General features: G+C 71.4%; 22 protein-coding genes. 12 read left to right on the plus strand and 10 right to left on the minus strand.

Annotated elements, in window-relative coordinates; translation table 11 throughout:
- Positions 1–6 precede the first annotated feature (6 nt).
- Positions 7–540 carry a hypothetical protein gene (locus tag AB0A63_RS10160; protein WP_360387879.1) on the minus strand — a complete coding sequence of 178 codons (534 nt, stop codon included), beginning with the start codon at positions 538–540 and terminating at the stop codon, positions 7–9.
- A gap of 121 nt (positions 541–661) precedes the next feature.
- Between AB0A63_RS10160 and AB0A63_RS10165 the strand changes: the two genes are divergently transcribed.
- Positions 662–1,180 (plus strand): DUF4231 domain-containing protein, encoded by a 519-nt coding sequence (locus AB0A63_RS10165; RefSeq protein ID WP_360387881.1) that lies wholly within the window; start codon positions 662–664, stop codon positions 1,178–1,180.
- A gap of 87 nt (positions 1,181–1,267) precedes the next feature.
- Positions 1,268–1,681, plus strand: a complete 414-nt coding sequence (locus AB0A63_RS10170; protein ID WP_360387884.1) for a tetratricopeptide repeat protein — start codon at positions 1,268–1,270, stop codon at positions 1,679–1,681.
- Between the two features lie 45 nt (positions 1,682–1,726).
- Here AB0A63_RS10170 and AB0A63_RS10175 read toward each other — a convergent pair whose 3' ends face one another.
- The 3 genes from AB0A63_RS10175 to AB0A63_RS10185 all read right to left on the minus strand — a co-directional run bounded on the left by AB0A63_RS10175 (position 1,727) and on the right by AB0A63_RS10185 (position 4,200).
- Positions 1,727–2,263, minus strand: a complete 537-nt coding sequence (locus AB0A63_RS10175; protein WP_360387887.1) for a hypothetical protein — start codon at positions 2,261–2,263, stop codon at positions 1,727–1,729.
- Positions 2,264–2,290: 27 nt separating this feature from the next.
- Positions 2,291–2,413: a hypothetical protein gene (locus tag AB0A63_RS10180; RefSeq protein WP_360387889.1), complete on the minus strand. Its 123-nt coding sequence runs from the start codon at positions 2,411–2,413 to the stop codon at positions 2,291–2,293.
- A gap of 167 nt (positions 2,414–2,580) precedes the next feature.
- A complete protein-coding gene (locus tag AB0A63_RS10185) occupies positions 2,581–4,200 on the minus strand; it encodes an SDR family oxidoreductase (RefSeq protein WP_360387892.1) in 1,620 nt (539 codons plus the stop codon).
- A gap of 178 nt (positions 4,201–4,378) precedes the next feature.
- On the opposite strand from AB0A63_RS10185, the gene AB0A63_RS10190 reads away from it, so the two are divergent.
- From AB0A63_RS10190 to AB0A63_RS10200, 3 genes are all read left to right on the plus strand, one after another.
- The gene (locus AB0A63_RS10190; protein ID WP_360387895.1) at positions 4,379–4,990 is read left to right on the plus strand and encodes a TetR/AcrR family transcriptional regulator; all 612 of its coding nucleotides are present in this window, start codon (positions 4,379–4,381) and stop codon (positions 4,988–4,990) included.
- Between the two features lie 492 nt (positions 4,991–5,482).
- Positions 5,483–10,930, plus strand: a complete 5,448-nt coding sequence (locus tag AB0A63_RS10195; RefSeq protein ID WP_360387897.1) for a hypothetical protein — start codon at positions 5,483–5,485, stop codon at positions 10,928–10,930.
- Entirely contained in the window at positions 10,927–12,288 is a 1,362-nt protein-coding gene (locus AB0A63_RS10200; RefSeq protein WP_360387900.1) for a hypothetical protein, read from the plus strand. Before AB0A63_RS10195 ends, AB0A63_RS10200 begins: the two co-directional genes overlap by 4 nt.
- Positions 12,289–12,333: 45 nt before the next feature.
- On the opposite strand, the gene AB0A63_RS10205 is transcribed toward AB0A63_RS10200, so the two are convergent.
- The 5 genes from AB0A63_RS10205 to AB0A63_RS10225 all read right to left on the minus strand — a co-directional run bounded on the left by AB0A63_RS10205 (position 12,334) and on the right by AB0A63_RS10225 (position 16,832).
- Entirely contained in the window at positions 12,334–13,158 is an 825-nt protein-coding gene (locus tag AB0A63_RS10205; RefSeq protein ID WP_360387902.1) for a GDSL-type esterase/lipase family protein, read from the minus strand.
- A 61-nt stretch (positions 13,159–13,219) separates the two neighbouring features.
- Positions 13,220–15,433 (minus strand): heavy metal translocating P-type ATPase, encoded by a 2,214-nt coding sequence (locus AB0A63_RS10210; RefSeq protein WP_360387905.1) that lies wholly within the window; start codon positions 15,431–15,433, stop codon positions 13,220–13,222.
- Positions 15,417–16,316: a hypothetical protein gene (locus AB0A63_RS10215; protein ID WP_360387907.1), complete on the minus strand. Its 900-nt coding sequence runs from the start codon at positions 16,314–16,316 to the stop codon at positions 15,417–15,419. The genes AB0A63_RS10210 and AB0A63_RS10215 overlap by 17 nt, the downstream gene beginning before the upstream one ends.
- Complete coding sequence (locus tag AB0A63_RS10220; RefSeq protein WP_360387909.1) at positions 16,316–16,531, minus strand: heavy-metal-associated domain-containing protein; 216 nt, start codon at positions 16,529–16,531, stop codon at positions 16,316–16,318. Before AB0A63_RS10220 ends, AB0A63_RS10215 begins: the two co-directional genes overlap by 1 nt.
- 19 nt (positions 16,532–16,550) lie before the next feature.
- Entirely contained in the window at positions 16,551–16,832 is a 282-nt protein-coding gene (locus AB0A63_RS10225) for a metal-sensitive transcriptional regulator (RefSeq protein ID WP_360387911.1), read from the minus strand.
- A 143-nt stretch (positions 16,833–16,975) separates the two neighbouring features.
- On the opposite strand from AB0A63_RS10225, the gene AB0A63_RS10230 reads away from it, so the two are divergent.
- Together AB0A63_RS10230 and AB0A63_RS10235 are read left to right on the plus strand one after the other, a co-directional pair.
- A complete protein-coding gene (locus tag AB0A63_RS10230) occupies positions 16,976–18,901 on the plus strand; it encodes a KUP/HAK/KT family potassium transporter (RefSeq protein ID WP_360387914.1) in 1,926 nt (641 codons plus the stop codon).
- A gap of 9 nt (positions 18,902–18,910) precedes the next feature.
- The gene (locus tag AB0A63_RS10235; protein WP_360387917.1) at positions 18,911–19,495 is read left to right on the plus strand and encodes an ATP-binding protein; all 585 of its coding nucleotides are present in this window, start codon (positions 18,911–18,913) and stop codon (positions 19,493–19,495) included.
- A 297-nt stretch (positions 19,496–19,792) separates the two neighbouring features.
- On the opposite strand, the gene AB0A63_RS10240 is transcribed toward AB0A63_RS10235, so the two are convergent.
- Complete coding sequence (locus AB0A63_RS10240; protein WP_360387920.1) at positions 19,793–20,197, minus strand: ribonuclease domain-containing protein; 405 nt, start codon at positions 20,195–20,197, stop codon at positions 19,793–19,795.
- A 175-nt stretch (positions 20,198–20,372) separates the two neighbouring features.
- On the opposite strand from AB0A63_RS10240, the gene AB0A63_RS10245 reads away from it, so the two are divergent.
- From AB0A63_RS10245 to AB0A63_RS10265, 5 genes are all read left to right on the plus strand, one after another.
- Positions 20,373–21,206, plus strand: a complete 834-nt coding sequence (locus AB0A63_RS10245) for a cellulose binding domain-containing protein (protein ID WP_360387922.1) — start codon at positions 20,373–20,375, stop codon at positions 21,204–21,206.
- Between the two features lie 130 nt (positions 21,207–21,336).
- A complete protein-coding gene (gene pcaH / locus AB0A63_RS10250; protein WP_360388373.1) occupies positions 21,337–22,053 on the plus strand; it encodes a protocatechuate 3,4-dioxygenase subunit beta in 717 nt (238 codons plus the stop codon).
- The gene (gene pcaG, locus AB0A63_RS10255; protein WP_360387925.1) at positions 22,046–22,552 is read left to right on the plus strand and encodes a protocatechuate 3,4-dioxygenase subunit alpha; all 507 of its coding nucleotides are present in this window, start codon (positions 22,046–22,048) and stop codon (positions 22,550–22,552) included. The genes pcaH and pcaG overlap by 8 nt, the downstream gene beginning before the upstream one ends.
- A gap of 3 nt (positions 22,553–22,555) precedes the next feature.
- Positions 22,556–24,202: a lyase family protein gene (locus tag AB0A63_RS10260; protein WP_360387928.1), complete on the plus strand. Its 1,647-nt coding sequence runs from the start codon at positions 22,556–22,558 to the stop codon at positions 24,200–24,202.
- On the plus strand, positions 24,192–24,923 hold the full coding sequence (locus AB0A63_RS10265; protein ID WP_360387931.1) for an alpha/beta fold hydrolase: 732 nt from the start codon (positions 24,192–24,194) through the stop codon (positions 24,921–24,923). The genes AB0A63_RS10260 and AB0A63_RS10265 overlap by 11 nt, the downstream gene beginning before the upstream one ends.
- Positions 24,924–24,926: the final 3 nt, after the last annotated feature.

Raw genomic sequence — 24,926 nt, forward strand, 5'->3', positions numbered from 1 at the left:
CGGCCGTCAGCAGCGCAACGGCTCGATCTCCAGGTTCAGGACCGGGTCGCCAGGACGTCCGGCGAAGCCGAGCCGCCCGGTGCCGGACTCCCAGCGGAACGAGTAGTCGCCACTCGCCACCGGCAGGTACCCGTCGTCGGTGCGGTAGGAGCCGACGCGGGTGCCGACGCCCAGCGGCCCGGTCAGGAACACGTCACCGGAGCCCGCGAACAGGAACGACGTCTCGCGCACCACGACCCGGCAGCCGTCCGGCGGCAGCACGGTGTAGGTCGCCAGGGTGTCGCCCAGCCCGGACAGCAGGGTCGCGAGCGCGGTCAGCACGGCGACCACCCGGAACGGCCACGGGGTCCGGCCCCGCCAGCGGACCACCACGACCAGACCGGCCGCCACCAGCAGCGCACCGGTGACCGCCCAGTCCGGGACGACCCACCCGCCGGCGACCACCACCAGCCCGGCCGTCCAGGCCACCAGCGCGGACGTTCCGGCAGCGACCACCAGCACGACGACGGCCACCCGCGACCGCTCCAGTTCCCCCAGCACGTGCCGCACGCTAGGTCCGAGTTGTGCGCGAAGCGTGAAGGCGTTGTGGAGGATCAGAAAGCGGTGTCGCGCAGTTGCCGGGGAGCGGCCCGGCCTCGGTCGTGGATACCGTGTGGCCACAATGCTCAGAGGGGGCCTGGAGATGAGGCGGATTCCGTCGTTTCCCGCTCGGATCGCGTCGCTGAACGACGGTGTCGTGGCGACGGCGGACGCGTACGGCGCGTGGCTGAGGACGTTCTACGACGTCCGCGCCCGCTGGCACCGGCGGTTCTACCGCCTCAGCGGCGTCGCGGTGATCTTCGTCGGCGCGGCGCTGCCCGTGCTGACCAGCCTGGAGTACCCCGGCAAGAGCTGGCTGATCTCGCTCGCCGGTGTGCTCGTCGCGGGCCTGACCGGGCTGCGCGCGTTCTACCGGTGGGACCAGTCGTGGATCCTGTTGCGCAACACCGAGATGGCGGTGACCGCCGCCTACCTGGAGTGGAAGGCCGCGCCGGGCAACTTCCCGGTGACCGAGGAGCCAGAGCAGCGGCTGGTGCAGGAGAAGAACGCCGCCGCGTTCATCGACCGGCTGGGGGAGCTGCGGGAACGCGAGGCGACCACCTACTTCAAGGACATGGCGTTCCCGAGCACCAAGTCGTGACGGGATCGCCGGCGGTCGTCCTCGCGTTGCTCGACGGCCGGGAATAGCAGCGGCCGTGCGGCGTTGTAGGCGGCGGAAGGAGGTTTCATGAAGGACAACTTCACCGACTACCTGCCGAACGGCCACGTGTCGCCGGACCGGTGGGTGACCGCGACGCACCTGTTCGACACCGGCCACGAGGAGACCGCGGCCGAGAAGTGGGAACGCGCCCAGCTGCTCTTCGAGGCCAAGGAGTACACCAGGGCCGCGACGCTGCTGGCCGAGGTGGTCGACGAGGTGCCGTTCCAGGCGGACCTCTGCCTCCTGCTCGCCCGCGCCTACTACCACTCGGCCCAGCTGACCAAGGCCGAGGCGCAGCTGCGGGCGCTCGTCGACCGCGACCCGGTCGACCACTACGCCCACCTGCTGCTCGGCCGCACGCTGGAGCGCCAGGGGCGGTCCGACGAGGCCACGCCGTGGCTCCGCCTGGCCGCCGCCCTCTCCGGCGAACCGGTGGCCTGAGCACCTCCGGTCCCGCACCGGCCGCGTTCACCGCGGCCGGTGCGGTCACCCCGGTTGCCGGCGCCACTTCTTGAACGACTTGATGACGTCGCCGTTCGTGAGCTTGCCGTACCACTCGCTGTGCGAGTCCTCGAGCTGCGAGGCGAGCGACTCGATGCGGAGCCTGCCCTCCGGCCTGGCCCGCAACGCCCAGGTCGCGGCGGCGGCCACCCCCTGTCCCCTGGCGATGGTCTCCGCGGTGCGCTCGACCTGGCGTCGGTCGCGGCCGCTGAGCCCGAACGACGCCCAGACGCCCGTGATGATCCAGTCCGCGGCGGTGATCCACACGAGGTTCGTGAGCGGCCCGCTCCTCCAGTCCCGCACCCCCACACCGTCGAGGTTGCGGTTCGTGATGGAGCCGTTGGGGTGCCGGACCCGTTCGATCTCCGCGGCGAGTTCGCGCAGCGAGCTCGCCGGGAGGTCCGACAGGTTGCGCAGCAGGAAGTCGCCCGCGTCGGGCAGACGCTCAGCCACCCCCGGATCGACGGGGACGTTCTCCACGTCGACGGTCTGAACTTCCTCGCGACGGCCGAAAATGCCCATGGCTGCTCCTGGTCGGGGACGCGGTGGTCAGGAGATCGTCTGTCCGACCGTGTGCGTGCACCTGCCGTTGCACTTCGGGCAGTGCTGCGTCTTGCACTCGTAGCGGCCGTACGGTCCGTCGGCCTTCTGCACGGTCTCGTAAATCCACATGGAGACATCGCAATGTGGACACTTCGGAGCCATAGTGGACACACCTTTCCGGCTTGTGTCGAGGTCTTACGGCACCTGTTTCGACGCGTGCCAACAGCTCGTTACACCGGATCGGCGGGTTGCTCTGTTCGGGGAAACCTTTCCCGCTCCAGGGGAATCCTGTTGTCCTAGACGATGTCCAGTTTCGCGAACGCCCGCAACAACCCCGGCGCCGCCCGGCTGGCCAGCCGGGCCGCCTTCGCCTCCGCGGTCACCGGCACCACCGCCCGGTTGCGCCGCACCGCCGTGACGATCTCCGCCGCCACCCGCTCCGGCCCGAACCCGCGCCGCGCGTAGAGCCGTGACGCGCGGTCCTGCTTGCGCCGCTCCTCGTCGGCGCTGACCCCGGAGAACGTCGTGGTGGCCGTGATGTTCGTGTTCACCACCCCTGGGCAGATTGCGCTGACCCCGATCGCGTGCGGTGCGAGCTCGGCACGCAGGCAGTCCGACAGCATGAACACCGCCGCCTTGCTGGTGGCGTACGCCGAGAGGATCTTCGACGGCAGGTAGGCGGCCGCCGAGGACAGGTTGACGATGTGGCCGCCCTCGCCGCGTTCCACCATCAGCTCGCCGAACGCGCGGCACCCGTGCACGACGCCCCACAGGTTGACGTCCAGCACCCGTTGCCACTGCTCGGTCGAGGTCGACAGGAACGACCCCGAGTGCCCGATGCCAGCGTTGTTCACGACCACGTCCGGCACACCGTGCTCGTCGGCGACCTGCCGCGCCCACGCCCGCACCGCCTCCTCCGACCGCACGTCCACCTCGTAGGCGTGCCCGTCGGCCAGCGCCGCGGTCTCCTCAGCCGCCGCGAAGTCCACATCGGACACCACGACCCGCGCACCCGTCGCGGCGAAGGCGAGAGCCGTCGCCCGCCCGATTCCGCTGCCGCCGCCGGTGATCACGACGAGCTCGCGCGGGGGAGTGGAGTCCGCGATGAACTCCCTGATCATCCGCGCCACCGGCTCCGGGTGGCTCAGCGGCGCCCAGTGGCCGGCGGCGATGCGGCGCCGGCGCAGGGACGGCACCCAGCGTTCGAGGTCGAGCGGCTCGGTGCGGATGTAGCGGTCGCGGGTCGGCTGCACGACCTGCACCGGCATGGAGGCGACGCGCTGCCGAGGCGAGCGCATCACCTGCCGGATGTTGGCCCGGTACAACGAGATCCCGTTCACGGCGTCGGACGCGATGGTCCTCGCCGGTCGCGCGTCAACGCCCTCCAGCCGCTGGAGCACGCCACCCCAGCGGCGCGCGAGGTACAGGCGCCAGAACGCGGGTGCGACGACCGGCAGCTGGAACGCGGCGACGTACCAGGAGCGGAGGAACTGCTTGACGTGGGCGAGCGACAACCGCTTCCGCGACCAGTGGCCCAGGTGGTCGAGGCACGGTCCGGAGATCGAGGTGAACGTCGCGATCCGCGCGCCCGGTGTCGTGACCGCCTCCCACGACTGGATCGACCCCCAGTCGTGCCCGACCAGGTGCACCGGCTCGTCCGGGCTGACCGCGTCGACCACCGCGAACAGGTCCCGCGCCAGGTGTTCGAGCCGATAACCGTCCTCAGTGGACGGCGCGGTGGACCCACCCGCGCCGCGCACGTCGTAGGTGACGACCCGGAAGTCCCCCTCCAGCAACGCCGCGACCCGGTCCCACACCGCGTGCGTGTCGGGGTAGCCGTGCACCAGCACCACCACCGGTCCCGACGTCCCGCGCACCTGCACGGCCAGGTCGAGTTCTCCGGAGCGAACCTTCACATCTCCTCCAACACCAGGCAGTCGCCGCAGATCCGCACGCCGCACGTGCCGGCACGTCGAGGGTTACCCGCTGCGGTGCGGTCCCACCGCGAACGGTTGTCCGGCTCCGTCCTCGGCCCGACGATTACTACGCACGCGTAGCTTTGTGAAAGCTACGCCACCGTAGCAATATGGACCCGTGAGCACAACGCGCAGGAAGTACGCCCCCCGCCTGCCCCCGGAAGAACGCCGCGAGCAGCTGCTGGACGCCGCCCTGGGCCTCATCTCCGCCGGCTTCGACACGGTGACCATGGAGTCGGTGGCCCGCGCGGCGGCCGTCACGAAGCCCGTGCTCTACGACCTGTTCGCCAACCGCGCCGAGCTGATCTCCGCCCTGCTGGACCGCGAGGCCACCCGCGCCACCGACCAGGTCCTCGCCGCCCTGCCCACCGACTTCGCGACCCGCGCCCCCGACGACGCCTTCGCCGACGCCGTCCGCGTGTTCGTGCAGGCCGTCGTCGACTGCCCGGACCGCTGGCGCCTGGTGCTGCTGCCCCCCGAGGGCACCCCGCGCGAGTTCCGCGCACAGGTCGAGCTGGTGCGCTCCGGCGTGCTGGCGCAGATCGAGGAGCTCGCCGCACTCGGCCTGGAGGAGCTCGGCGGCCTCGACGACCTCGACTCCGCCCTGCTGGGGCACGCGATGCTGGCGCTGGCGGAGATGTCAGGGCGGCTGGTGCTGACCGATCCGGACAAGTTCACGCCGGACCGGCTGGTGGCGTTCGTGACCCGGATCGCGCACGGCCTGCGCTGAGAACCTCGTGTGAGCCGTTCAGCTCCACGCGGGTGTAGGTGGCTGCTTTCCGTGACCTCTTCGGCGCAGCGGCGTGTCACTTTGCGTCATCGTGGAGAGTTACCGGAATTCTCCTCGTCAACATGCAACTCGTACGGCGGATGCTGTCGATTGAGTTGTGCTTCCCCGATGCGAAAAAGTGACAGTAGAAGGACAAAAGCTGGACATCATCTTATTTGACGCGTGGTGCCGCGAGTAGATCGTGCCTGCCATGTTGAGCAGGAGTTATGTGTTCGAATCGGTCTGACTCCGACTTTGCTGCGGGTGGTTGATCCTCTATCGCGTGATCCTTGCGTGGTGTTACGGCGGCGCTTCTTGCGTCATTCAAATGACTGTGCCGCTGGCTGCATTGGGCCGTTCGAGCGCAATTGAGCCAATTGCACTGCTCCACTCAGGTGATCTTGAGCGGTGGCCTGGCCGGTTCCGTTGGAGTGAGGCGTACAACTACCCACCGTGACAGTCGTCGCCGATGTCTCCAACGAACTGCGCAGGTGGCTCAAGACGCTCGATGACGCCGACCTCGGTGTCGTCGTGGTGTTGAGCGGGCCGCTGCAAGCTGCAGCCAAGCTCTCCCACGGTGCGGTCACCACACGCCTGCCGGTGCGCCGCGAGCTCAAAGCGGTCCGCGCCTGGCTGGCCAAGGCGCACACCCACCAGCTGGCACTGGTCGCGGAGGCCGTGCTGAGCCCCGCTGCCCACTTGCTGATCCACCACCTGTCGTTCAGCGAGGCCGAGGTCGCCGATCCGACCGACGAGCAGTTGAGCGCGATGCTCGTCGCCCTCGGACAGCTGATGGGGCGGCTGACGCTGTACGGCCTCCTGCTCGGCAACGCCAGGGCCACTCCGGCCGCCACGCGTCATCGCGACGAGCTCGAACGCGCTGTGGGCGGCGCGGCCAGGAAGACCTTGTCAGACCTCATCGGGAGCGGGGAACACCACGTGACAGACCGTGCGAGCGCCGTGGGGGACGGCTACCGGCTCGCCGAGAACGAGCTGCGGCTGACCGGGCTCCGCGACCTCGCCGCGGAGGTCTCGGCTGCTCTGCGGGCTGCGGCGCAGGTCGCAGACCGGGGAGGAGCGGTCGTCCTGACGGCGCCTCTCGAGGAGTACGCGAGCCAGCGGGAACAGTTGGTGCTGGCGCTGGACCTCCCGGAGCACGTGGAGTTCGTGGAGATCGAGGCGCGGGTGGAGGAGCTGCGCGCGGAGGAAGCCGACCGCCTGCGGGCAGAGGCCTCGGTCGCGGCGCGCGCCGAGGAGCTGCGCGGTCAGATCGCCGGCTTGGAAGCCCTGCTCGCCACTCTTCCCGAGGAGGCCAAGGCCGGACTGCTGAACAGTTTGGCGGTGCTGCGCAGGGACCACGCGGCGTTGACGACCACAACGAACGCCGGCCCTGGGAGAACACCGGAGGAGAAGCCCGCGTCGGGATCGCGGCCGGACCCGGTCGCCATGACGCCGGTCGCCGTGACGCCGGTCGCCGTGGCGGTCGACGAGGCGCTGCCCGAGACCGAGCCGAAGATCGTGGCCGAGCCCGTGAGCGAGCCGGAGCTCGTGCCACTGCCCCAGCCTGCGATCGAGCAGGAGACGTCCCAGTCGCCGTACGAGCTCGTTCACGGGTGGGACGAGGGCGACCCCCCGCTCGCGGTGGCGTTGACGCGTGCGGGCCGCCTCGGCGAGGCGTACTGGGTGACGGCCATGTCGGGTGAGGTCGACCGGCGCGCGTCCGCGCTGCGCTTCGCCGCCGCCGCCTACTCGGTGACGAGCAACGCCGAGGCCACAGCGGTGCTCGCGGCACTCGACCTCGGCGCACGGGAACTGAGCGAGGACCCGGAGGCCGCCGTCGTCGTGACCACGGCCGCGCTGCGGGCCGGCCTGGTGGCGGGCTGGGGGCACCCCCTGCTGGCTCAGCTCGAAGACGACCTCCCGTTGCCCGCGCCGTGGAAGACGCTGGTGGAAGCCTGCGTCGCCGCTGTGCGCCGTGAGTACCGGGTCGACTTCGAGGTCGGGCTGGTGCAGCCCGAGGAGGACGTGCACGAGGCACGGGCGGAGCTGGGCAGGCGGGCAGCCGTGTTGCTGGAGGAACTGCCCAGGCGCAAGAACAACTACCAGCGCGCCACCAGGGTGCTGCAGCGGCTGATGGTGACCGGACAGCCCTTGTGGAGCGCACTCACGGTGGTGGTCGACTGGGGACGGGGAGCGCCGAACGGGCAGGCGGTGTCCGACCTGGTCGCCGAGCTCGCCGCACCGGACGCCGTCGAGCAGATGATCGAGGCCGCCGACGCCGAGATGCGCACCCCCAAACAGGCTCGGGTACCGATCGTCGCCACGGCCTTGCGCACGCTGCAACGTGCCATCGAGGAGGTCAGGGCGGTCGTCCAGGAGGCGGACGCGGTGAACCGCCGGCTGACCGCCGCCGAGGCCGACGACGCAGCTCTCGGGGCGAAGGTCCTCCGCGAAGCGGCGGCGGCCGGTGCCGCGGAGGTCCCGCCGGGCATGGTGGGCGCTGCGGTCTCGTTGCTGCGCAGCTGGCTTGAGTCGACCACGACCGCGGTGTGGACCGGTTTCAGCGCCGACGAACCGCCTCTGCCCGGTGGGGAACCCCGCATCGCGGAGCCGAGCGTCGACGTCCTCCTGCCGCTGCCGGACCTGCCCCGCGACCAGAACGGCCGCCCCGACCAGGAGGACCCGCGCACATCGGGCGTGCTGGCCAGGCTCGCCGAGCCGCTCGACCTGGACGCGGTGGTCCAGTCCTACTGCGACACCGGCGACCTCCGCAGTGCGCTGAAGGTGGTCGAGCTGGCCGAAGCCGGTTTCTGGCGAGAGAGCGAGGTGGCGGCCGCAGCGCGCGAGAAGGTCGCGGCAGCGAGGGAGACGCTCACCCGGCAGTTCCGCGGCGAACTGATGAAGGCGCAGGAGCTGTTCGCCAGGGTGCGCACCCAGAACCTCCTCGACCAGGACGAGGAAACGGTGGTGCACGGCCGCTTGGTCGCACTGGGCACCGTGCGCGACGACCGGTTCGACGAGGCCGCACGCCACGTGCGCGACCTGGTCGCCGACCTGCTGGCGAAGCAGCGGTCGTGGGTCGCCGAGCTGCGTGCGGAGCTCGCCGCGTTGAAGCTCGCGGACGAGGACGAGCGGCGGGTGACCGCGTTGCTCGACGACGACGACACCGTGACCGCCGCGGAGTTCCTGGCGTTCCTGCGCGAGGGCAAACCGCTGCCGGAGCACGCCGAGCTGATCGGTCACGACCTGAAGTCGTTCGCCGCGGTGCTGGCGGACGGTGCGGGGCGCGGCCTCGCGGCCCCGCAGACCGGTGCGGCGCCGTGGGCCAGGCTGGTGGTGCGCGACGGTGCGCCCGCCGAGCTCGGCCGGGTCGGTGTGCGGGCGTGGGACTCGTTGACGGACAGCAGACGGCACGGCAACGACGCGCTGCCCGGAGTCGTCAAGGACATCCTGCGCACCCTCGGCCTCAACTCCTCGGTCCGGCCGCGCGAGTACCAGCTGCGGCAGAGCCGCGGCTTCCGGAAGTTCCGCGTGCAGGGCGTCCCGAGCGACGGGTCCTACGTGTCGGTGCTCGGGTCCGCCGCCTCCGAGTTCACCGTGACCGTGGTGGTCGAGGAACGCCGTGGCCGGTCCGTCCTCGACGTGCTCGGTGCGGAGGAGGCAGGCCGGGCCAACATCATCCTGTACCTGCACCCGATGGACCTGTCCGCGCGGCGCCGGCTCGCGGCACAGGCCGTCAACTCCGCGGTGCAGGCGCTGGTGGTGGACCCCGCGGTGTTCGGCTGGGTCGCCGCGACGGCGCCGGGCTCGTGGAAGGCCACGCAACGCGTCACGCTGCCCTGGACGGCGCTGAGCCCCTACACGCCGTTCGTCGCGGGTCTGGTGCCGCCGGAGGTGTTCGTCGGCCGGGCCAAGGAGATGGCCGAGGTGATCGACCCGAACGGCGGGTTGTTCGTCTACGGCGGCCGGCAGCTCGGCAAGTCCGCCCTGCTGCGCCGGGTGGAGGCCACGTTCAACGCGGTGGTGGACCAGCACGCCATCTACCTCGACCTGAAGGGCCGCGGCATCGGCGAGGCGGAGCCGGCGGGACGGATCTGGCGCGAGATCGTCGTCGAGCTCAAGGAACGCGGTGTGCTGACGTCGAAGGTGCCCGCGGACGTCTCCGCGGACGACGTGGTCACGCAGGTGCGGGCGTGGCTCGCCCACAGCCCGGGCAAGCGGCTGCTCCTGCTGGCGGACGAGGCCGATGCCTTCCTGACCGCGGACTCGCGCGGCGTGCCGACGGCGAGCGGTGTGGCGACCTTCTCGAACGTCTCGCGGCTCAAGGACCTGATGGAGTCCACCGAGCGCCGGTTCAAGGTCGTGTTCGCCGGTCTGCACCAGGTGCAGCGGTTCAGCGACCTGTCGAACGTGCCGCTCGTGCACGGCGGACCGGACATCCTGGTCGGTCCGCTCGCTCCCGCCGACGCGCGGCGGCTGGTCACCGAGCCGCTCGCGGCGCTGGGGTACACCTTCGAACAGCCGGAACTGGTGTGGCGCCTGCTCGCGGCGACCAACTACCAGGCGGGTCTCATCCAGATCTTCTGCGAGGAGCTGGTGCGCACCCTGCACAGCCGGGGTTCGCAGCTGCAGGACGTGCCGGTGCAGATCAGGGAAAGCGACGTCGAGGCCGTCGCCGCGAGTGACCGGGTGCGGGCGCGCATCGCCGAACGGCTGCGCATCACGATCAACCTGGAGGACCGCTACCGGGTCCTGATGCTGATCGTCGCCCTGGAGAGCCTGAAGGACTCGTTCAGCAGCAACTACGGCGCTGACGAGCTCCTCGGGCTGGCCAGGGAGCGCTGGCCGGCGGGCTTCGACGACATGACGGTCACCCAGACCAGGATCCACCTCGACGAGATGGTGGGACTCGGGCTGCTCATCCGGTTGTCCGGGCAGGACCGGTTCGCCGTGCGCAGCCCGAACGTGGTCAACATGCTCGGCACGAAGTCGGACCTGAGCCGTGAGCTGGAGGAGACCGACTTCGACCTGCCCTACCAGTACAACCCGCGCGACGCGCGCAGGTTGCTCGCGGTCGACGAGCAGGGAACCGAGTTCAGAAGCCCGCTCACCGAGGGGCAGCTGTCGGAGCTGACCGGTCCCGCCACCGCCGTGTCGGTCGTCGTGGGCTCCCTTGCGCTCGGGATCGACCGCGTCGCCGACGCCATCAAGAACTACGTCGAGGTCCGCAGCCTCAACATGGACGTGTGCAGGTCCGGCAACGACGTGACCAAGACGCTGCAGGCCGTTGCCCGTCGCAGGCGCCGCACGGTGGTCGTCGCGGACCTCAGGGGCAAGTCGCCGGGGGAGGTGAAGCGCGCGCAGCAGATGCTGACCGAGGCACCGGTCACGGCGGTTCTGGTGCTGGAACGGGACGAGGCGGAGAAGCTCGGCGCCGACGTGGTGCGGCTCACGCGCTGGACGGCCGGCAGCCTGCGCAGTTGGCCGGAGTGCCCGTTCGACGTGCTGGCCGCCAGGACGAGGCTGATCGAGGCGACCGGCGGCTGGCCGGAACAGGTGGAGAACCTGATCAGCGTGGTGCGCAGGGGCCGGACCAGGGAGCAGGCGGTGGAGCTCGTGCTGCGCAACGCCGCCGACCCCGGCTGGGCGGCCAAGTTCCTCGAACGGGCGGGGGTGAGCGCCGGTCTGCGGGAGCGGATCGGAGTGTGGGTCGAGTACTTCGACCCCGGTGACTCCGTGTCGCCCGCGGACGTCGCGGCCGCACTGGAGATCGATCTCGCCAGTACGACGGAGCTGTTGGAGGAGCTCGCGGAGCTCGAGGTGCTCGACGAGGGCAGTTTCGGCGTCTCCCTCGACCGGATGGTGCACCGCTGTCTCGCGACGTTGTGCGCGTCGTCATGAGACCGGCGTGGGAGCTGGCGGCGTTGCCGGGGCCGCAGGCACACCTCGAGGCGGTGTCGAACGACTTGGCCGACGGGTTCACCTGCGTCTGGGTGCTGCCGGACGAGCTGGTCGAGAGGGGAGCGGCCGACGACCTCGTCGACCTGCTGAGCGGGTGGGTGGACAGCGTGCGGGTGCAGGCGCCGCAGCGGCGCCGCGTTCCGCCGCCGGAGGCTCGCCGCAGGGACCCGGTCGCGAACCTGCCCTCGTGGGCTCAGCAGAGCCTGGGACTGCTGGAACACGACGACGAGCCGCCGTTCGCGGTCCCGGCGGAGGTGGACCGGCCGGTGGAGACGGTGGTGGACAAGCTGTGCGAGCTGTTCGAGATCTCGCCCGAGGGTGATCCGCTGACCCGGCTCGTGCGGCACGACCAGGTCGCGGGCAAGGTGCTCGTCCTGTGCGGGTGGGACGGCTGGGACGTGGCGGATCTGGGGACCTGCGTCACCAGGTTCACCGCCGTGCTGAAGGAGCACGGCGTCTCGCCGGAGCTCAGGCCGCGATTGCTGGTGGTCGTGAAGGCGGACGACGTTCCCCCGTCGGCCCAGAACGGTGCCGACCCGCTCACGACCAGGGTGCACTGGTGGTGGGACGTGTTCGGGCGACTGGACACCGCGACCGTCGCCGCTGCCGTGCGCAGGCAGTCGCGCTGGCGGAGCTCCAAGGGCAGGGCACGCGCACTGCGCGAGCAGGTCGCCACCGAGGTGCTGGTCGAGGTCGCCGGACCCGACCTGCTGCTGGCCGATCACCTGGCCCGCTGGTGGGACGGTCGAGTGGGCACCCTCCTGGAACAGGTGGAGGCGTTGCCGTACGACACGGCCGACGACGTCCTGCCGGTGACCGTGGACGGCCGCGCGGACGGCGTACGTCCTCCCCACGCGCTCAGAGCCGCCTGGCGCAGAGGTGTTCTGGACAGGTGGGACGGGAGGGTGCGGGTGAGTCCGGCGGCGAAGGTGGCCGCCGCCGAACGCGGCAGCCTCGAGACACTGGTCTGGCGTGGACAGAGCCGTGTGCTCACCCCGATCGTGGACGACTGCCGGGCGCGACTGGAGAAGGCGTTGCGCTCCAAGGCGTCGAAAGCAGTCGTCGAGGAGATCGAGCGCGGGCAGGACTTCACCGAGCGCCGCCGTACCAGGGACGGCACGCTGGAGCTGGGCTCCATGGCGTGGGCGGTCGGCACGGGCCGGGTGCGGCTGTCCCAACCGGACACCTCGCTGCTGTTCCAAGCCCGGAACGTGCGCAACGCCCTGGCCCACCTCTGTCCGCTCACCGACGAGGAGGTCGACGGTCTGGCCGCGGTGCTCCCGGAGTCGCTGTGGTGAGCGTTCGGGCCTGTGCCGCCGCCGTCGCCGTGCCTGCCGGAGAGCTCAGCGGGCCGCGCTGACCGCCTCCGCGATGGCCTTGTGCCCAGCCGGAGTCGGGTGCACGTCCGTCCGGTCGCAGAAGTACGTCAGCGAGCACACCTGCGCCACGGACGCCGGAACCGTCCCGTACTTCGGGTCCTGCGTCGTCTGCGTCAGCGGCTGGTAGGCCCCGGTCGCCTTCGTGACGTCCGCGAACTTCGCCCCGAACTTGCCGTACTCGGCCGCCAGCACCCCGTTGAACTGCTCGAACATCGACACCGACAGGCGGGCGAGGTTCTTGCCGTCGGGGAACGACGGGTTCACCCACGCGCCGAGGAACACGTCCGGGTAGGTCAGGCCCACGATCTTCGTGGCCGGGGCCGCGGCGCGGAGCTTGGTCAACGCGGCGGCGACGTTCGCGCGGACGTCGGTGAGGGTGCGGTTCGCGCACTCCAGGGGTTTCTGGTCGAGGGCGCACGGGATCAGGTCGTTGCCGCCGATCACCACCGTCACCAGGTCGACCTCCTTGCCGCGCAACGTCTCCACGGCCGCGTCGAGCTGGGTGCGGCCGCCCGCGTCCTGGCCGCAGGCCGGCTTGGTGGCGAGGTCGGCCGAGGTCGCGCCGTTGCAGGCGAGGTTGACCAGCCGCAGGCCGGACTGCCGGGCGACCAGGGAGGCGAAGCTCTCGCCGGTGGTGCCGCCGGGGCCGAAGCCGGTCGCGTACGAGTCGCCGATCGACACGTGGACCTTGTCCGAGGCAGAGGCCGACGCGGACGACGGTGGTGGCGCGCTGGAGGCGGGGGAGGGGGCGGGTGGGGGAGTCGAGCAGGCCGTGAGCGCTACCAGCACCAACGCTGCCCAAGCCGGCTTCCGCACACCCGCCCCTTCCACTCGTTCGGCGGTTCCCAGGCTACGCGAACCGGCGCAACCGCAGGCTGTTGCTCACCACGAACACCGACGAGAACGCCATCGCCCCGCCCGCGATCATGGGGTTGAGCAGGCCCACCGCCGCCAGCGGCAGCGCCGCGACGTTGTAGGCGAACGCCCAGAACAGGTTGCCCTTGATCGTGCTGAGCGTGCGCCGCGACAACCGGATCGCGTCCACGGCGGCGGTCAGGTCGCCGCGGACCAGCGTGAGGTCGGCGGCCTCGATCGCCGCGTCCGTGCCGGTGCCCATCGCGAGCCCCAGGTCGGCCTGGGCGAGTGCGGCGGCGTCGTTCACGCCGTCGCCGACCATCGCCACGACGCGGCCCTCGTCCTGCAACCTCTTCACGACGTCGACCTTGTCGGCGGGCAGCACCTCGGCGACGACCTCGTCGATGCCCACCTCGGCCGCCACCGCGCGGGCCGCGGCCTCGTTGTCGCCGGTCAGCAGCACCGGCCGCAGCCCGAGCGCGCGCAGGCCCCTGATCGCCGCGGCGGAGGTGGGCTTCACGGTGTCCGCGACCACCAGCACGCCGCGCGCCTCGCCGTCCCACGCCACCAGCACCGCCGTGCGGCCCTGCTGCTCGGCCTCGCGCCGGGCGTCGGCCAGCGACGACGGCACCCGCACGCTCCAGTCGCCGAGCAGGCGCGACCGCCCGACCAGCACCGCGTGCCCGTCCACGACGCCCTGGACCCCGAGGCCCTCCAGGTTGCGGAAGTCCTCGACGGCGGGCACGTCACCAGCGGCGACGGCGATGGCCTTCGCGATCGGGTGCTCCGAGGCGTGCTCCAGCGCTCCGGCCAGCCGCAACACCTGCTCCTCGGTCTCGCCGTCCGCGACGTGCACGCCCACCAGGCTCATCCGGCCGGTCGTGACGGTGCCGGTCTTGTCCAGCACCACCGTGTCCACCCGCCGGGTCGACTCCAGCACCTCCGGTCCCTTGATCAGGATGCCGAGCTGGGCGCCGCGACCGGTGCCGACGAGCAGCGCGGTCGGCGTGGCCAGGCCCAGCGCGCACGGGCAGGCGATGATCAGCACCGCCACCGCCGCGGTGAACGCCGCACCGGTGCCGCCGCCCGTGCCGAGCCAGAAGCCCAGCGTGCCCACGGCCAGCGCGATCACGATCGGCACGAACACCGCCGAGATCCGGTCCGCGAGCCGCTGCACCTCGGCCTTGCCGTTCTGCGCGTCCTCGACCAGCCTCGCCATCTGCGCGAGCTGCGTGTCCGCGCCGATGCGGGTGGCCCGCACGACCAGCCGCCCGCCCGCGTTGACCGTGGCACCGACCACCGCGTCACCGGGGCGCACCTCGACCGGCACGGACTCACCGGTGAGCATGCTCGCGTCGACCGCGGAACTTCCCTCCTCGACGACGCCGTCGGTCGCGATCTTCTCGCCGGGCCGCACCACGAACCGGTCACCGGCCCGCAGCTCGTCGGTGGGGACGCGGACCTCGCGGCCGTCGCGCAGCACCGCGACGTCCTTCGCGCCGAGCTCCAGCAGCGCCCTCAGCGCCGCACCCGCCCGCCGCTTCGAGCGGGCCTCGAAGTAGCGGCCGGCCAGGATGAACGTCGTGACGCCCGCCGCCACCTCGAGGTAGATGTTGCCCGCACCCGAGGTGCGTTCGACGGTGAACGTGAACGGGTGCGTCATGCCGGGAACACCGGCGGTGCCGAGGAACAACGCGTACAGCGACCACAGGAACGCCGCGATCACGCCGATCGAGATCAACGTGTCCATCGTCGCCGCGCCGTGCCGCAGGTTCGTCCACGCCGCCTTGTGGAACGGCCAGGCCGCGTACACCGCGACCGGACCGGCCAGCGCGAGCGACAGCCACTGCCAGTGGGTGAACTGCAGCGCGGGGACCATCGCGAGCACGACCACCGGCACGGTCAGCACGGTCGAGGTGACCAGCCGCTGCCGCAGCGGCGCCAGCTGGTCCACCGCCTCGCCCGGCTCCGCGTCCGCGGGAGCAGCGGGCAGCTCCGCGGTGTACCCGGTGGCCTCGACGACCTTCACCAGGTCGGCGGGCGTGCACCCGTCCGGGTAGCTGACCCGCGCCTTCTCGGTCGCGTAGTTGACCGAGGCCTGCACGCCGTCGAGCCTGTTGAGCTTGCGCTCGATCCGCGCGGCGCAGGAGGCGCAGGTCATGCCACCGATCGAGAGCTCGATCCGGTTCGCCTCAGTTGCCGTGGTCATGGCCGTCCCCCTCTCCCGTGGTGATCGTGAACTCGGCGGTGCGGACCACGCCGTTGTGCCGGAAGTCCAGGAACAGCCGGTACGTCCCGGCCGTCGGCACCTCCACCGCGAACCTCACCCGCTCCCCGTCCTCCGGGTGCACGTGCAGGTACGCGAGGTCCGCGGCCCGCAGCGCGACCAGGTGGCCCCTGGCCCCGAGGTAGGGCTGCAGGTCGGTGACCGGCCGCCCGTCCTTCACGACCGTGACGGCCACCGCGGACGCCGCACCCGCGGTGAGCGTCCCGTCCAGGGTTACCTCGTACCCGTCGACCGTGAACGTCCTGCTGTCGTGGTCGTACCGCTTCGGCTGGTAGTCGCCCGCGACCTGCACGTCCGTGCCCAGCGTCAGCTTTGGCCCGCCCTCCGGCCGGAAGTCGGCGAACACGCGGTAGCTGCCCGGCTCGGTGAGCCGCAGCGGCCACGACCACGTGCCGTCCGCCGCCATCTCCGGGTGCACGTGCCGGAACCCGGACCCGTCGCGGCGCACCGCGACCAGGTGCAGCCGCTTCTCGTGCTCGACCGCGAACCGCGTGACCGGCTTGCCGTCCGGCCCGGTGATCCGGAAGCTCCGGTCACCCGTCACCAGGGTGTACCCGCTGTCCGAGACGGACAGTCCGGGCGGGACGGCGCCGGGTGCCTTCTCACCCGTGTCGCCGTGGGTGTTGCCCTGAGTGTTGCCGTGGGTGTTGCCGTGACCGGCGGCGTCCGTGCCGTCGCCGGTGTGCGCCGTCGCCGGTTCCGGCGGTGGCGGTGTGGTGCCGGTCGCCGCGCCCGCTGCCCAGGTGCCGCCGAACACGGCGGCCAGCGCCAGCCCGTACGCGGCGACCCCGTACCCGGTCCTCATCAGGCCACCAGCTCGTAGCCGGCCTCGGTGACGGCCGCGCGCACGTCGTCGAGGGCGAGCGGCGCGCTGCTGGTGACCGTGACCTGTCCGGTCGGCAGGTCGACCGCCACGGCGCCGACGCCGTCGATCGCGCTGACCTCCTCGGTGACCGAGGTGGCGCAGTGGCCGCAGGTCATGCCCTTGACGGTGTACGCGGTGGTGACGGACTCGTTCATGGTTTCTCCTCGTTCCAGGTCAGGAGCGAACCAGGCGTGCGATGGCGTCGCCGGCCTCCGCGATCTTCGCGTCGGCCGTCGTCCCGCCCTCGGCGATGGCCTGGCTCACGCAGTGCTTGAGGTGCTCGTCGAGCAGCCCCAGTGAGACCGCCTGCAACGCCCGAGTGGCCGCGGAGATCTGGGTGAGCACGTCGATGCAGTACTCGTCGTTCTCGATCATCCGCGCAAGGCCGCGGACCTGCCCCTCGATCCTCTTGAGGCGGCGCAGGTGGGAAGCCTTGTTCTCGGTGTAGCCGTGCACGTCCCGCTCCTTCTCCGGCCACCGCGCGGCCGGCCGTGCTGCCGGGGGCGCGGTGAGCGCTCACCGCATTTATACCCCAGGGGGGTATGGGTATGTCAAAGTTCTGTTCGGCAGGCGGTGGTCCGCACGGCTATCGTCCGCTCGTGAGTGATCGACAGGTGGCGGCCCGCACCGGGCTCGCGCACGACACCGCACGGCTCGCAGTGGTCGTCGGGGCGCTCGGCGTCGTGTTCGGCGACATCGGCACGAGCCCGATCTACACGATCCAGACCGTGTTCAACCCGGCCGACCCGCACCCGGTGCCGGTGGACGCGAACAACGTCTACGGGGTCGTGTCGCTGATCTTCTGGTCGGTCACGATCATCGTGACCGTCACGTACGTGCTGCTGGCGATGCGCGTCCACAACGACGGCGAGGGCGGCATCATGGCCCTCATCACGCTGCTGCGCCGGTGGAAGTCGAAGCAGGGCCGCAAGGCCGCCGGCACGCTCGCCGCGCTCGGCATCTTCGGCGCCGCGCTGTTCTTCGGCGACAGCATGATCACCCCGGCGATCTCGGTGCTGTCCGCCGTCGAGGGGCTGAAGATCGTCGAGCCGGAGCTGGGCGAGTTCGTCGTGCCGATCACGGCGGTGATCATCGTCGGGCTGTTCCTGGTGCAGCGCAGGGGAACGGCGGTGGTCGGCCGGGTCTTCGGGCCGGTGATGATCGCGTGGTTCACGGCGATCGGCGCCGCGGGCGTCGTCGGCATCACGAGCCACCCGGAGATCCTCAAGGCGTTGTCACCGACGTACGCGCTCGGGTTCTTCTTCGGGCACTTCCACATCGCGTTCTTCGCGCTGGCCGCGGTCGTGCTCGCGGTCACCGGCGCCGAGGCGCTCTACGCGGACATGGGGCACTTCGGGCGGCCCGCGATCGCCCGCGGCTGGCTGCTGCTCGTGTTCCCGGCGTGCGTGCTGAGCTACATGGGTCAAGGCGCGCTGGTCCTGGCCGACCCGGCCAACATCAGCGGCCCGTTCTTCCTGCTGGTGCCGGAGTGGGGCCGGTGGCCGATGGTGGTCCTCGCGACGGCGGCGACCGTGATCGCGTCACAGGCGGTGATCACCGGCGCCTACTCGGTGGCCTCGCAGGCGGCGCAGCTCGGGTACCTGCCGCGGCTGCGGATCGCGCACACCTCGGAGTCCACGATCGGCCAGATCTACGTGCCGTGGATCAACTGGGTGCTGATGGTGTCGGTGCTGACGCTGGTGTTCGCGTTCCGCTCGTCGGCGGCGCTGGCGTTCGCGTTCGGCATGGCGGTCACCGGCACGATCACCATCACCACGACGCTGTTCCTGTTCCTCGCGCGCTGGAAGTTCGGTGCGCCCGTGTGGGCGATCGCACTGGGCTGCGTGGTGCTGCTGGGCGTGGACCTGCTGTTCCTCGCCGCGAACCTGACCAAGCTGCTGCACGGCGCGTGGCTGCCGCTGCTGATCGCCCTGACCGCGTTCACCGTCATGACGACGTGGCAGCGCGGCCGGTCCATCGTGACGAAGGCCAGGCAGAACGCCGAGGGCTCGCTGCAGGAGTTCGTCGACGAGCTGCGCGAGCGGTCGCTGGTCCGCGTCCCCGGCACGGCGGTGTTCCTCAACCGCGGCAAGCAGACCGCCCCGCTGGCGTTGCGCGCCACCGTGGAGCACAACCAGGTGCTGCACGAACGCGTGCTGATCGTGTCCATCGAGACCGAACCGGTGCCGCGCGTCCCGTCCGACCGCCGGGTAGACGTGGACGACCTCGGGCACGGCGACGACGGCATCATCCACGTGAGCGCGCGCTTCGGGTACATGGAGACCCCGGACGTGCCGGCCGCGCTGGCGTTGCTGACCTCCGAGCAGACCGAAGGCACCCTGGACCTCGACCGCGCCTCGTACTTCCTGTCGAAGATCGAGCTGCAACGCGGCACGGCACCGACGATGGCGGGCTGGCGCAAACGCCTGTTCGTGGCCACCTCGTACATCACCGCGGACGCCGCGGAACACTTCGGTCTACCCCGAGAGCGAACAGTGATCATGGGAGCGCGGATCGAGGTATAGCGTCGCTCCATGACGCCGGGGGAGATCGCCGAACGGGCACTGGAGAGGTACCTGGCGCTGCCACCGACCACCGCGCGGCCGACGGTCGTGCTGGTGGCGGGCATCCCGGGCGCCGGCAAGAGCACCCTGGCCGAGGGCCTGGCCCGGCACCTGCGCGCCCCGGTGTTCTCCGCGGACTGGGTGATCGGCGCCCTGGTTCCGTTCGAGGTGCTGACCGACGACAACGCCTGGCACGTGGTCGACACGAGCATCGCCGCCCTGCTGGCCCGGCAGGTGCAGCTGGGCGTGGACGTGGTCCTCGACCTCACCGCCCACACGCGCGAAGAACGCGCCCGCCTGCGCACCCTCACCGAACGCCTCGGCGGCGTGTTCGCCGGCGTCGAGTGCGTGTGCTCCGACGAAACCGTGCACCGCCAACGGGTCGAAGGCCGCGACCGCGGCATTCCCGGCTGGCGCGCAACGGTTCCGTGGGAGCACGTGCAGCGCATGCGCGGCCTGTGGGAGGACTGGCCCGAGGACCACCTCGTGGTCGACTCGGCCGCCGCCACCGCGCAGGAGTGCCTGAAGCAGGCGCTCACCGCACTGGGCAGGTAGGTGAGGCAGCCTCCAGCCGTCGCCGCGGGGGGATTCGAGAACGACTGGAGGCGAGTACGGGGGTCGATGCGGCGGTCGCCTCTCGGCGAAAGGCACAACGAGGCTCCAGCCGGACGGTAATCCTCGAAGGCGGTTAGATGAGGCCCGGGGGACACGGACCGCACCGACCACCCCGTACAACGGCCGACCGGGCCGGGAGATTCCCGTGGGGCAGTGGGCTGCGCCACGTCCGTGGGCGTGGGGTGGGTCACCTGCGAACGGGCGCTGCGGTGTTCGCCGCAGCGCCCGGCACGGACCTCAGTACACCGGGTAGAAGTCCGCGTAGTGGTTCGGCGAGAAGTAGACCTGGCCGCTCGTGCGGTCGACCACGATCCGGGCCGCGTCCCGTGCCGCCCCGCACGCCCGTGGGTACACGTCGAACTCCTGGTAGCGGTGCCCGGCCGGCAGCTGGCCGTCGCGGTTGTAGTAGGTGCCGCCGGCGAAGTTGCACCGGCCGTCGGGCCAGTTGTTCCAGCCGCGGGTCGAGGGGTAGCCCTTCGACTCCCAGATCGAGTCGGCGGAGCGGGCCGCAGAGCAGCCGGAGATGCCGCAGGACTGGTAGACGCGGGCGTCGGCGGCGGGGGTGGCGAAGACCAGCAGTGAGGCGACGACGGCGAAGGCGGCGAGCAGGCGGCGCGTCCAGTGCGGTTGCAGGGTGTGCACTTCAGACCTCCATCAGCAGGGTGCGGACCTCGTGATCATGTCCACCGATCATCAAGGCGGGGTGAACGGCGGGCGACCGAAGGCGCAACTAATGCTGTGACCACGGCTGAACGCCACAATTGATCAAGTCCGAACAGGTGATTGCATGGCCAGCGTGCAGCGATACGGTCGTCCAATGGCAGCACGAAAGCACTTCCTGGTGCTGTTGGCCCTGCTCACCGCCGCCTGCACCGCAGAGGTGGCGTCCGTTCCGCACCCGGCGGCGTCGCCGGCGAACACGCGTTCGTCGGTGAGCGACGAGCAGCCGCCGGTCCGGGTCGTGGCGGTCGTCGACGGGCGCACGGTCGAGCTCGCGGACGGCACGAAGGCGCGCATCTCCTACCTCGCGGAACCGAGCGGCTGCGGCGGCGAGGCGGCCCTGGAGTTCGCCAGGAAGACGTTGCAGGACAAGGAGGTCCGGGTCAGCAGCATCACGCCCGGCGAGGTCAGCCTGGTGCTGGAGGACGGCACGGACTACGCGTTGCTGGCGGTGCGCAGCGGCGTGGCGCGCACGACCGGTGTGGACGGTGGGCCGTTGACGCAGGCGGAGGGCGACGCGGCCCAGGGCAAGATCGGCCTGTGGGCGCTGGAATGCGCGACGGTCGCCCCGCCGCCGCCTCCCGCACCCTCCACGACGACCCCGCCGCCTCCGCCCTGCGCGGTGACGTACCGGGTGACCAGCCGGTGGCCCGGCGCGTTCCAGGCCGAGGTGACCGTGCGCAACGTCAGCGGTGTGCTGATCAACGGCTGGACGTTGCGGTGGCGCTTCACCGACGGCCAGACGGTGAGTCAGATGTGGAACGCGAGCCACGTGCAGGACGGCGCGGTCGTGAGCGCCACCAACGCCGACTACGCCGCGCTGATCACACCGAACGGGTCGATCTCGATCGGCTTCAACGGCGCCGCGACCGGGGCGAACAGCGCGCCGACGGCGTTCACGCTCAACAGCGCGCCCTGCCGCACCGACTGAGCGGGCTGCCCACCGGGGGCCGTCACGAGGCGGCGCAGTCCGCAGCGGCTTCCGGTGAGTGGAAAGCCGGACTCGACTACGAGCGCCGCTGATCTCTAGCGTGCAGTGGGTGACGACCAGCCAGCACGAGATCAGCGACGAGATCGCGAAGATCAAGGCCGACTCACCGGGGGGTGCGCCGCTGCTGGACTACCCGCCCTACCGCAGCTCGCTGCTGCGCCACCCGACCAAGGAGCTGCGGCACGCCGACCCCGAGGGCGTCGAGCTGGTCGCGCCGGTCTTCGGGCACTCCGACGTGGCGCCGGTCGAGGCCGACCTGACCGTGCAGCGCGGCGGGGAACCGATCGGGGAGCGCATCCGCGTGCGCGGCCGGGTCGTCGACGGGGACGGGCGGCCGGTGCGCCGTCAGCTCGTGGAGATCTGGCAGGCCAACGCCTCCGGCCGCTACTCCCACCAGGGCGACCTGCACCCGGCGCCGCTCGACCCGAACTTCACCGGCGTCGGCCGCTGCCTCACCGACGACGACGGCTGGTACGACTTCACGACGATCAAGCCGGGCCCCTACCCGTGGCGCAACCACCACAACGCCTGGCGGCCGGCGCACATCCACTTCTCGCTGTTCGGCACGGACTTCACCCAGCGGCTGATCACGCAGATGTACTTCCCCGGCGACCAGCTGCTGGCGCTGGACCCGATCGCGCAGTCCATCACCGACCCCGCCGCCCTCGACCGGCTCATCGCCTCCTACGACCACTCTCTGTCCGAGCACGAGTGGCTGCTCGGCTACCGGTGGGACATCGTGTTGACCGGTAGCCACGCCACCCACCTGGAGGCCTCCGATGACTAGCGCGACCCCCGGCCAGACGATCGGGCCGTTCTTCCACCACGCGCTGGCGTACCCCGGTGACAGCGAGCTGGTGCCGTTCGGCGCGGCGGGATCGGTGCTGCTGCACGGGTATGTCTACGACGGCGCGGGCGCCCCGGTGCCGGACGCGATGATCGAGATCCGCCAGGCCGACGCCACCGGTGCCGTGCCCGAGACCGAGGGGTCGCTGCGGCGCCGCGGCTCCGCCTTCACCGGCTGGGGCCGGTCCTGCACCGACCGGACGGGCCGCTACTGGTTCAGCACCGTCGAACCCGGTGGCCCGACGCCGTTCTTCGCGGTGGCGGTGTTCGCCCGCGGCCTGCTGGACCGGCTGTTCACGCGCATCTACCTGCCCGGGACTGACGGCGCGGTGGACGGCCTCGTGGCGCGGCGCGAGGACGACGGCGGGCTGCGGTTCGACATCCACCTGCAGGGCGAGAACGAGACGGTGTTCTTCTCGTTCCCCCGGCACCGGAGCTGACGCGTGCTGCCGGGGTCCCACCGGGCGGACAGCGACCTCGTCCGCGCGATGGTGCGGGTCGAGGTCGCGTGGGCGCGCGTGCTCGGCTCCGACATCGAGCCCGCCGTGCGGAACTGGACGCCCGAGCTGGACCCCGTCGAGGTCGAGGCGGCCGGGAACCCGGTGCTGCCGTTGGTCACCGCACTGCGCTCACGGGTCCCGGCCCCGGTCCACACGGGACTGACGAGCCAGGACGTCCTGGACACCGCGCTGGTCCTGCTGGCACGCGACGCGGTTGCGCGCGTGCGGGCGGACCTCGTACGGGTGGCATCGGCACTGGCACGGCTCGCGGACGAGCACCGGTCCTCGGTGATGGCCGGGCGGACGCTGACGCAGCACGCCGTGCCGATCACGTTCGGTCTCAAGGCGGCCCGGTGGCTGGACTCCGTGCTGGACGCGCTCGCGGACCTGGAGAGGCTGCGGTTCCCGGTGCAGTGCGGGGGAGCGGCCGGAACGCTGTCGCGGGCGGCACTGCGGGCCGGCCCGGTCGAGGCCGCCGCGGCTTTCGCGCGTGAGCTGGACCTGGAGTGGCCGGGCCTGCCGTGGCACACGCAACGGGCACCGATCACGCGCATCGGCGACGCACTGGTGCGGGTGACCGACGCGCTCGGCGTGTTCGCGGCGGACGTGCTGACGCTGGGCCGGCCCGAGATCGGCGAGGTGCGCGAGGCCCCGGTCGCGGGTCGCGGTGGGTCGTCGACCATGCCGCACAAGCAGAACCCGGTGCTCGCGGTGCTGGTGAACAGCGCGTCGCTGCGGGCGCCGGGGCTGGGCGCGCAGCTGCACCTGTGCGCCGCGCGGGCGGTGGACGAACGACCGGACGGGGCCTGGCACGCGGAGTGGCCCGCGCTGCTGGGGCTGGTGGAGCTGACCGTGGTGGCGGCGTCGCAGGCGGCGGAGCTGGCCGAGGGGTTGCGGGTGTTCCCCGAGGTGATGGCGCGGCGGGTGGCGGAGGTCGCCGCGGATCTGCTGGCTGAGCGGGGTGGTGACGGGGAACCGGGCGGCTACCTCGGGGCTGCGGGGGTGTTCGTCGATCACGTGCTGCGGCGGTGTGCGGAGTCGCTGGCGGTGGGAGCGTTGCCGGTGGGCGAGGCTGAGGTGAGCGCGGTTGGGGCAGAACCGGCGTCGGCTGACGCGGCTGCGGCGGAACCGGCGTCGGCGAGCGCGGCTCCAGCGGGCCCGGTTGGAGCGGGCGTGGCTGGGGCAGAACCGGCGTCGGCTGACGCGGCTCCAACGGAACCGGAACCAGTAGCTGCAAGTGCGGCTTCGGCGGAGCCAGCTCCAGCGGATGCGGCCAGGGCGGACGCGGCTCGGGCGGACGCGGCTCAAGCGGACGCCGCGGCGGACGTGGCCTCCACAGGCGCGGCTCCAACGGACGCTGCTCCGGCGGGCGCAGCTCCAACGGATGCTTCTCCGGCGGACGCAACCTCTGCGGGCGCAGCTCCAGCGGACGCGGCCTCGATAGACGCTGCCTCAGCGGACGCCATCCCAGCAAACGCCGCCCCACCAATCGCGGTCCCAGCCGAATCGATTCCGACTGGTCCCCCTCCAGGGGGCGCGCAAGCCCCCACTCCCATCATCTCAAAGGGGTCTGACAACAATGGCGGTTGAACTCACCCTGACCCGCCTCGCCGGCACCGAGAACTCCCAGCGCCTGCTGATCGTCGGCCCGTCCCTGGGCTCCTCGGTGTCCCAGCTCTGGCGCACCTGCGCCGAGCAGCTGGACGACGTCGAGGTGATCGGCTGGGACCTGCCCGGCCACGGCAACGGCAAGAACGCGACCGGGCCGTTCACGGTGCAGGACATCGCAAACGCACTGGAAAGGCCCACGCCAGACCGCCCCACCGCCTACGCCGGCGTCTCCTTCGGCGGCGCGGTGGGGCTCGAGCTCGCCATGAAAGGTGTCTTCGACCAGGTCTTCTGCATCGCCGCGGCCTCCAGGATCGGCGACCCCATGATGTGGCACGAGCGCGCCGAGCTCGTCCGCAAGGCGGGCACCTCCGTCCTGGTCGAGGGCGCTTCACGGCGCTGGTTCGCGCCGGGCTTCATCGACCGCGAACCGGCCGTGGCGGGTGCCATGCTGCGTGCCCTCACCGAGGTCGACGACGACTCCTACGCCTGGGCCTGCGAGGCACTTGCCGGGTTCCAGGCCGAGGAGGTGGAACGGTCGGTCCACGCCATCGCCGGACGGCACGACGTCGTGGTGCCGCCCGAGGCGATGGAGCAGCTGAACGCCGCGTCGTTCCACGTCATCGAGGACTGCGGCCACCTGCCGCCGGTCGAGAAGCCGGGAGCGGTGGCCGGTGTGCTTGCCGGGGAGTGGGCGAAGTGAGCT

The organism is Lentzea sp. NPDC042327, from assembly GCF_040647275.1.
GTDB lineage: Bacteria > Actinomycetota > Actinomycetes > Mycobacteriales > Pseudonocardiaceae > Lentzea.

Bases quoted from the DNA above. Each gene is read 5' to 3' on its own strand.
- AB0A63_RS10215 (WP_360387907.1), bottom strand. From the start codon at position 16,316: ATGAGGACCGGGTACGGGGTCGCCGCGTACGGGCTGGCGCTGGCCGCC.
- AB0A63_RS10220 (WP_360387909.1), bottom strand. From the start codon at position 16,531: ATGAACGAGTCCGTCACCACCGCGTACACCGTCAAGGGCATGACCTGC.
- pcaG (WP_360387925.1), top strand. From the start codon at position 22,046: ATGACTAGCGCGACCCCCGGCCAGACGATCGGGCCGTTCTTCCACCAC.
- AB0A63_RS10235 (WP_360387917.1), top strand. From the start codon at position 18,911: ATGACGCCGGGGGAGATCGCCGAACGGGCACTGGAGAGGTACCTGGCG.
- AB0A63_RS10180 (WP_360387889.1), bottom strand. From the start codon at position 2,413: ATGTGGATTTACGAGACCGTGCAGAAGGCCGACGGACCGTACGGCCGC.
- AB0A63_RS10200 (WP_360387900.1), top strand. From the start codon at position 10,927: ATGAGACCGGCGTGGGAGCTGGCGGCGTTGCCGGGGCCGCAGGCACAC.
- AB0A63_RS10170 (WP_360387884.1), top strand. From the start codon at position 1,268: ATGAAGGACAACTTCACCGACTACCTGCCGAACGGCCACGTGTCGCCG.
- AB0A63_RS10175 (WP_360387887.1), bottom strand. From the start codon at position 2,263: ATGGGCATTTTCGGCCGTCGCGAGGAAGTTCAGACCGTCGACGTGGAG.
- AB0A63_RS10210 (WP_360387905.1), bottom strand. From the start codon at position 15,433: ATGACCACGGCAACTGAGGCGAACCGGATCGAGCTCTCGATCGGTGGC.
- AB0A63_RS10245 (WP_360387922.1), top strand. From the start codon at position 20,373: ATGGCAGCACGAAAGCACTTCCTGGTGCTGTTGGCCCTGCTCACCGCC.
- AB0A63_RS10265 (WP_360387931.1), top strand. From the start codon at position 24,192: ATGGCGGTTGAACTCACCCTGACCCGCCTCGCCGGCACCGAGAACTCC.
- AB0A63_RS10165 (WP_360387881.1), top strand. From the start codon at position 662: ATGCTCAGAGGGGGCCTGGAGATGAGGCGGATTCCGTCGTTTCCCGCT.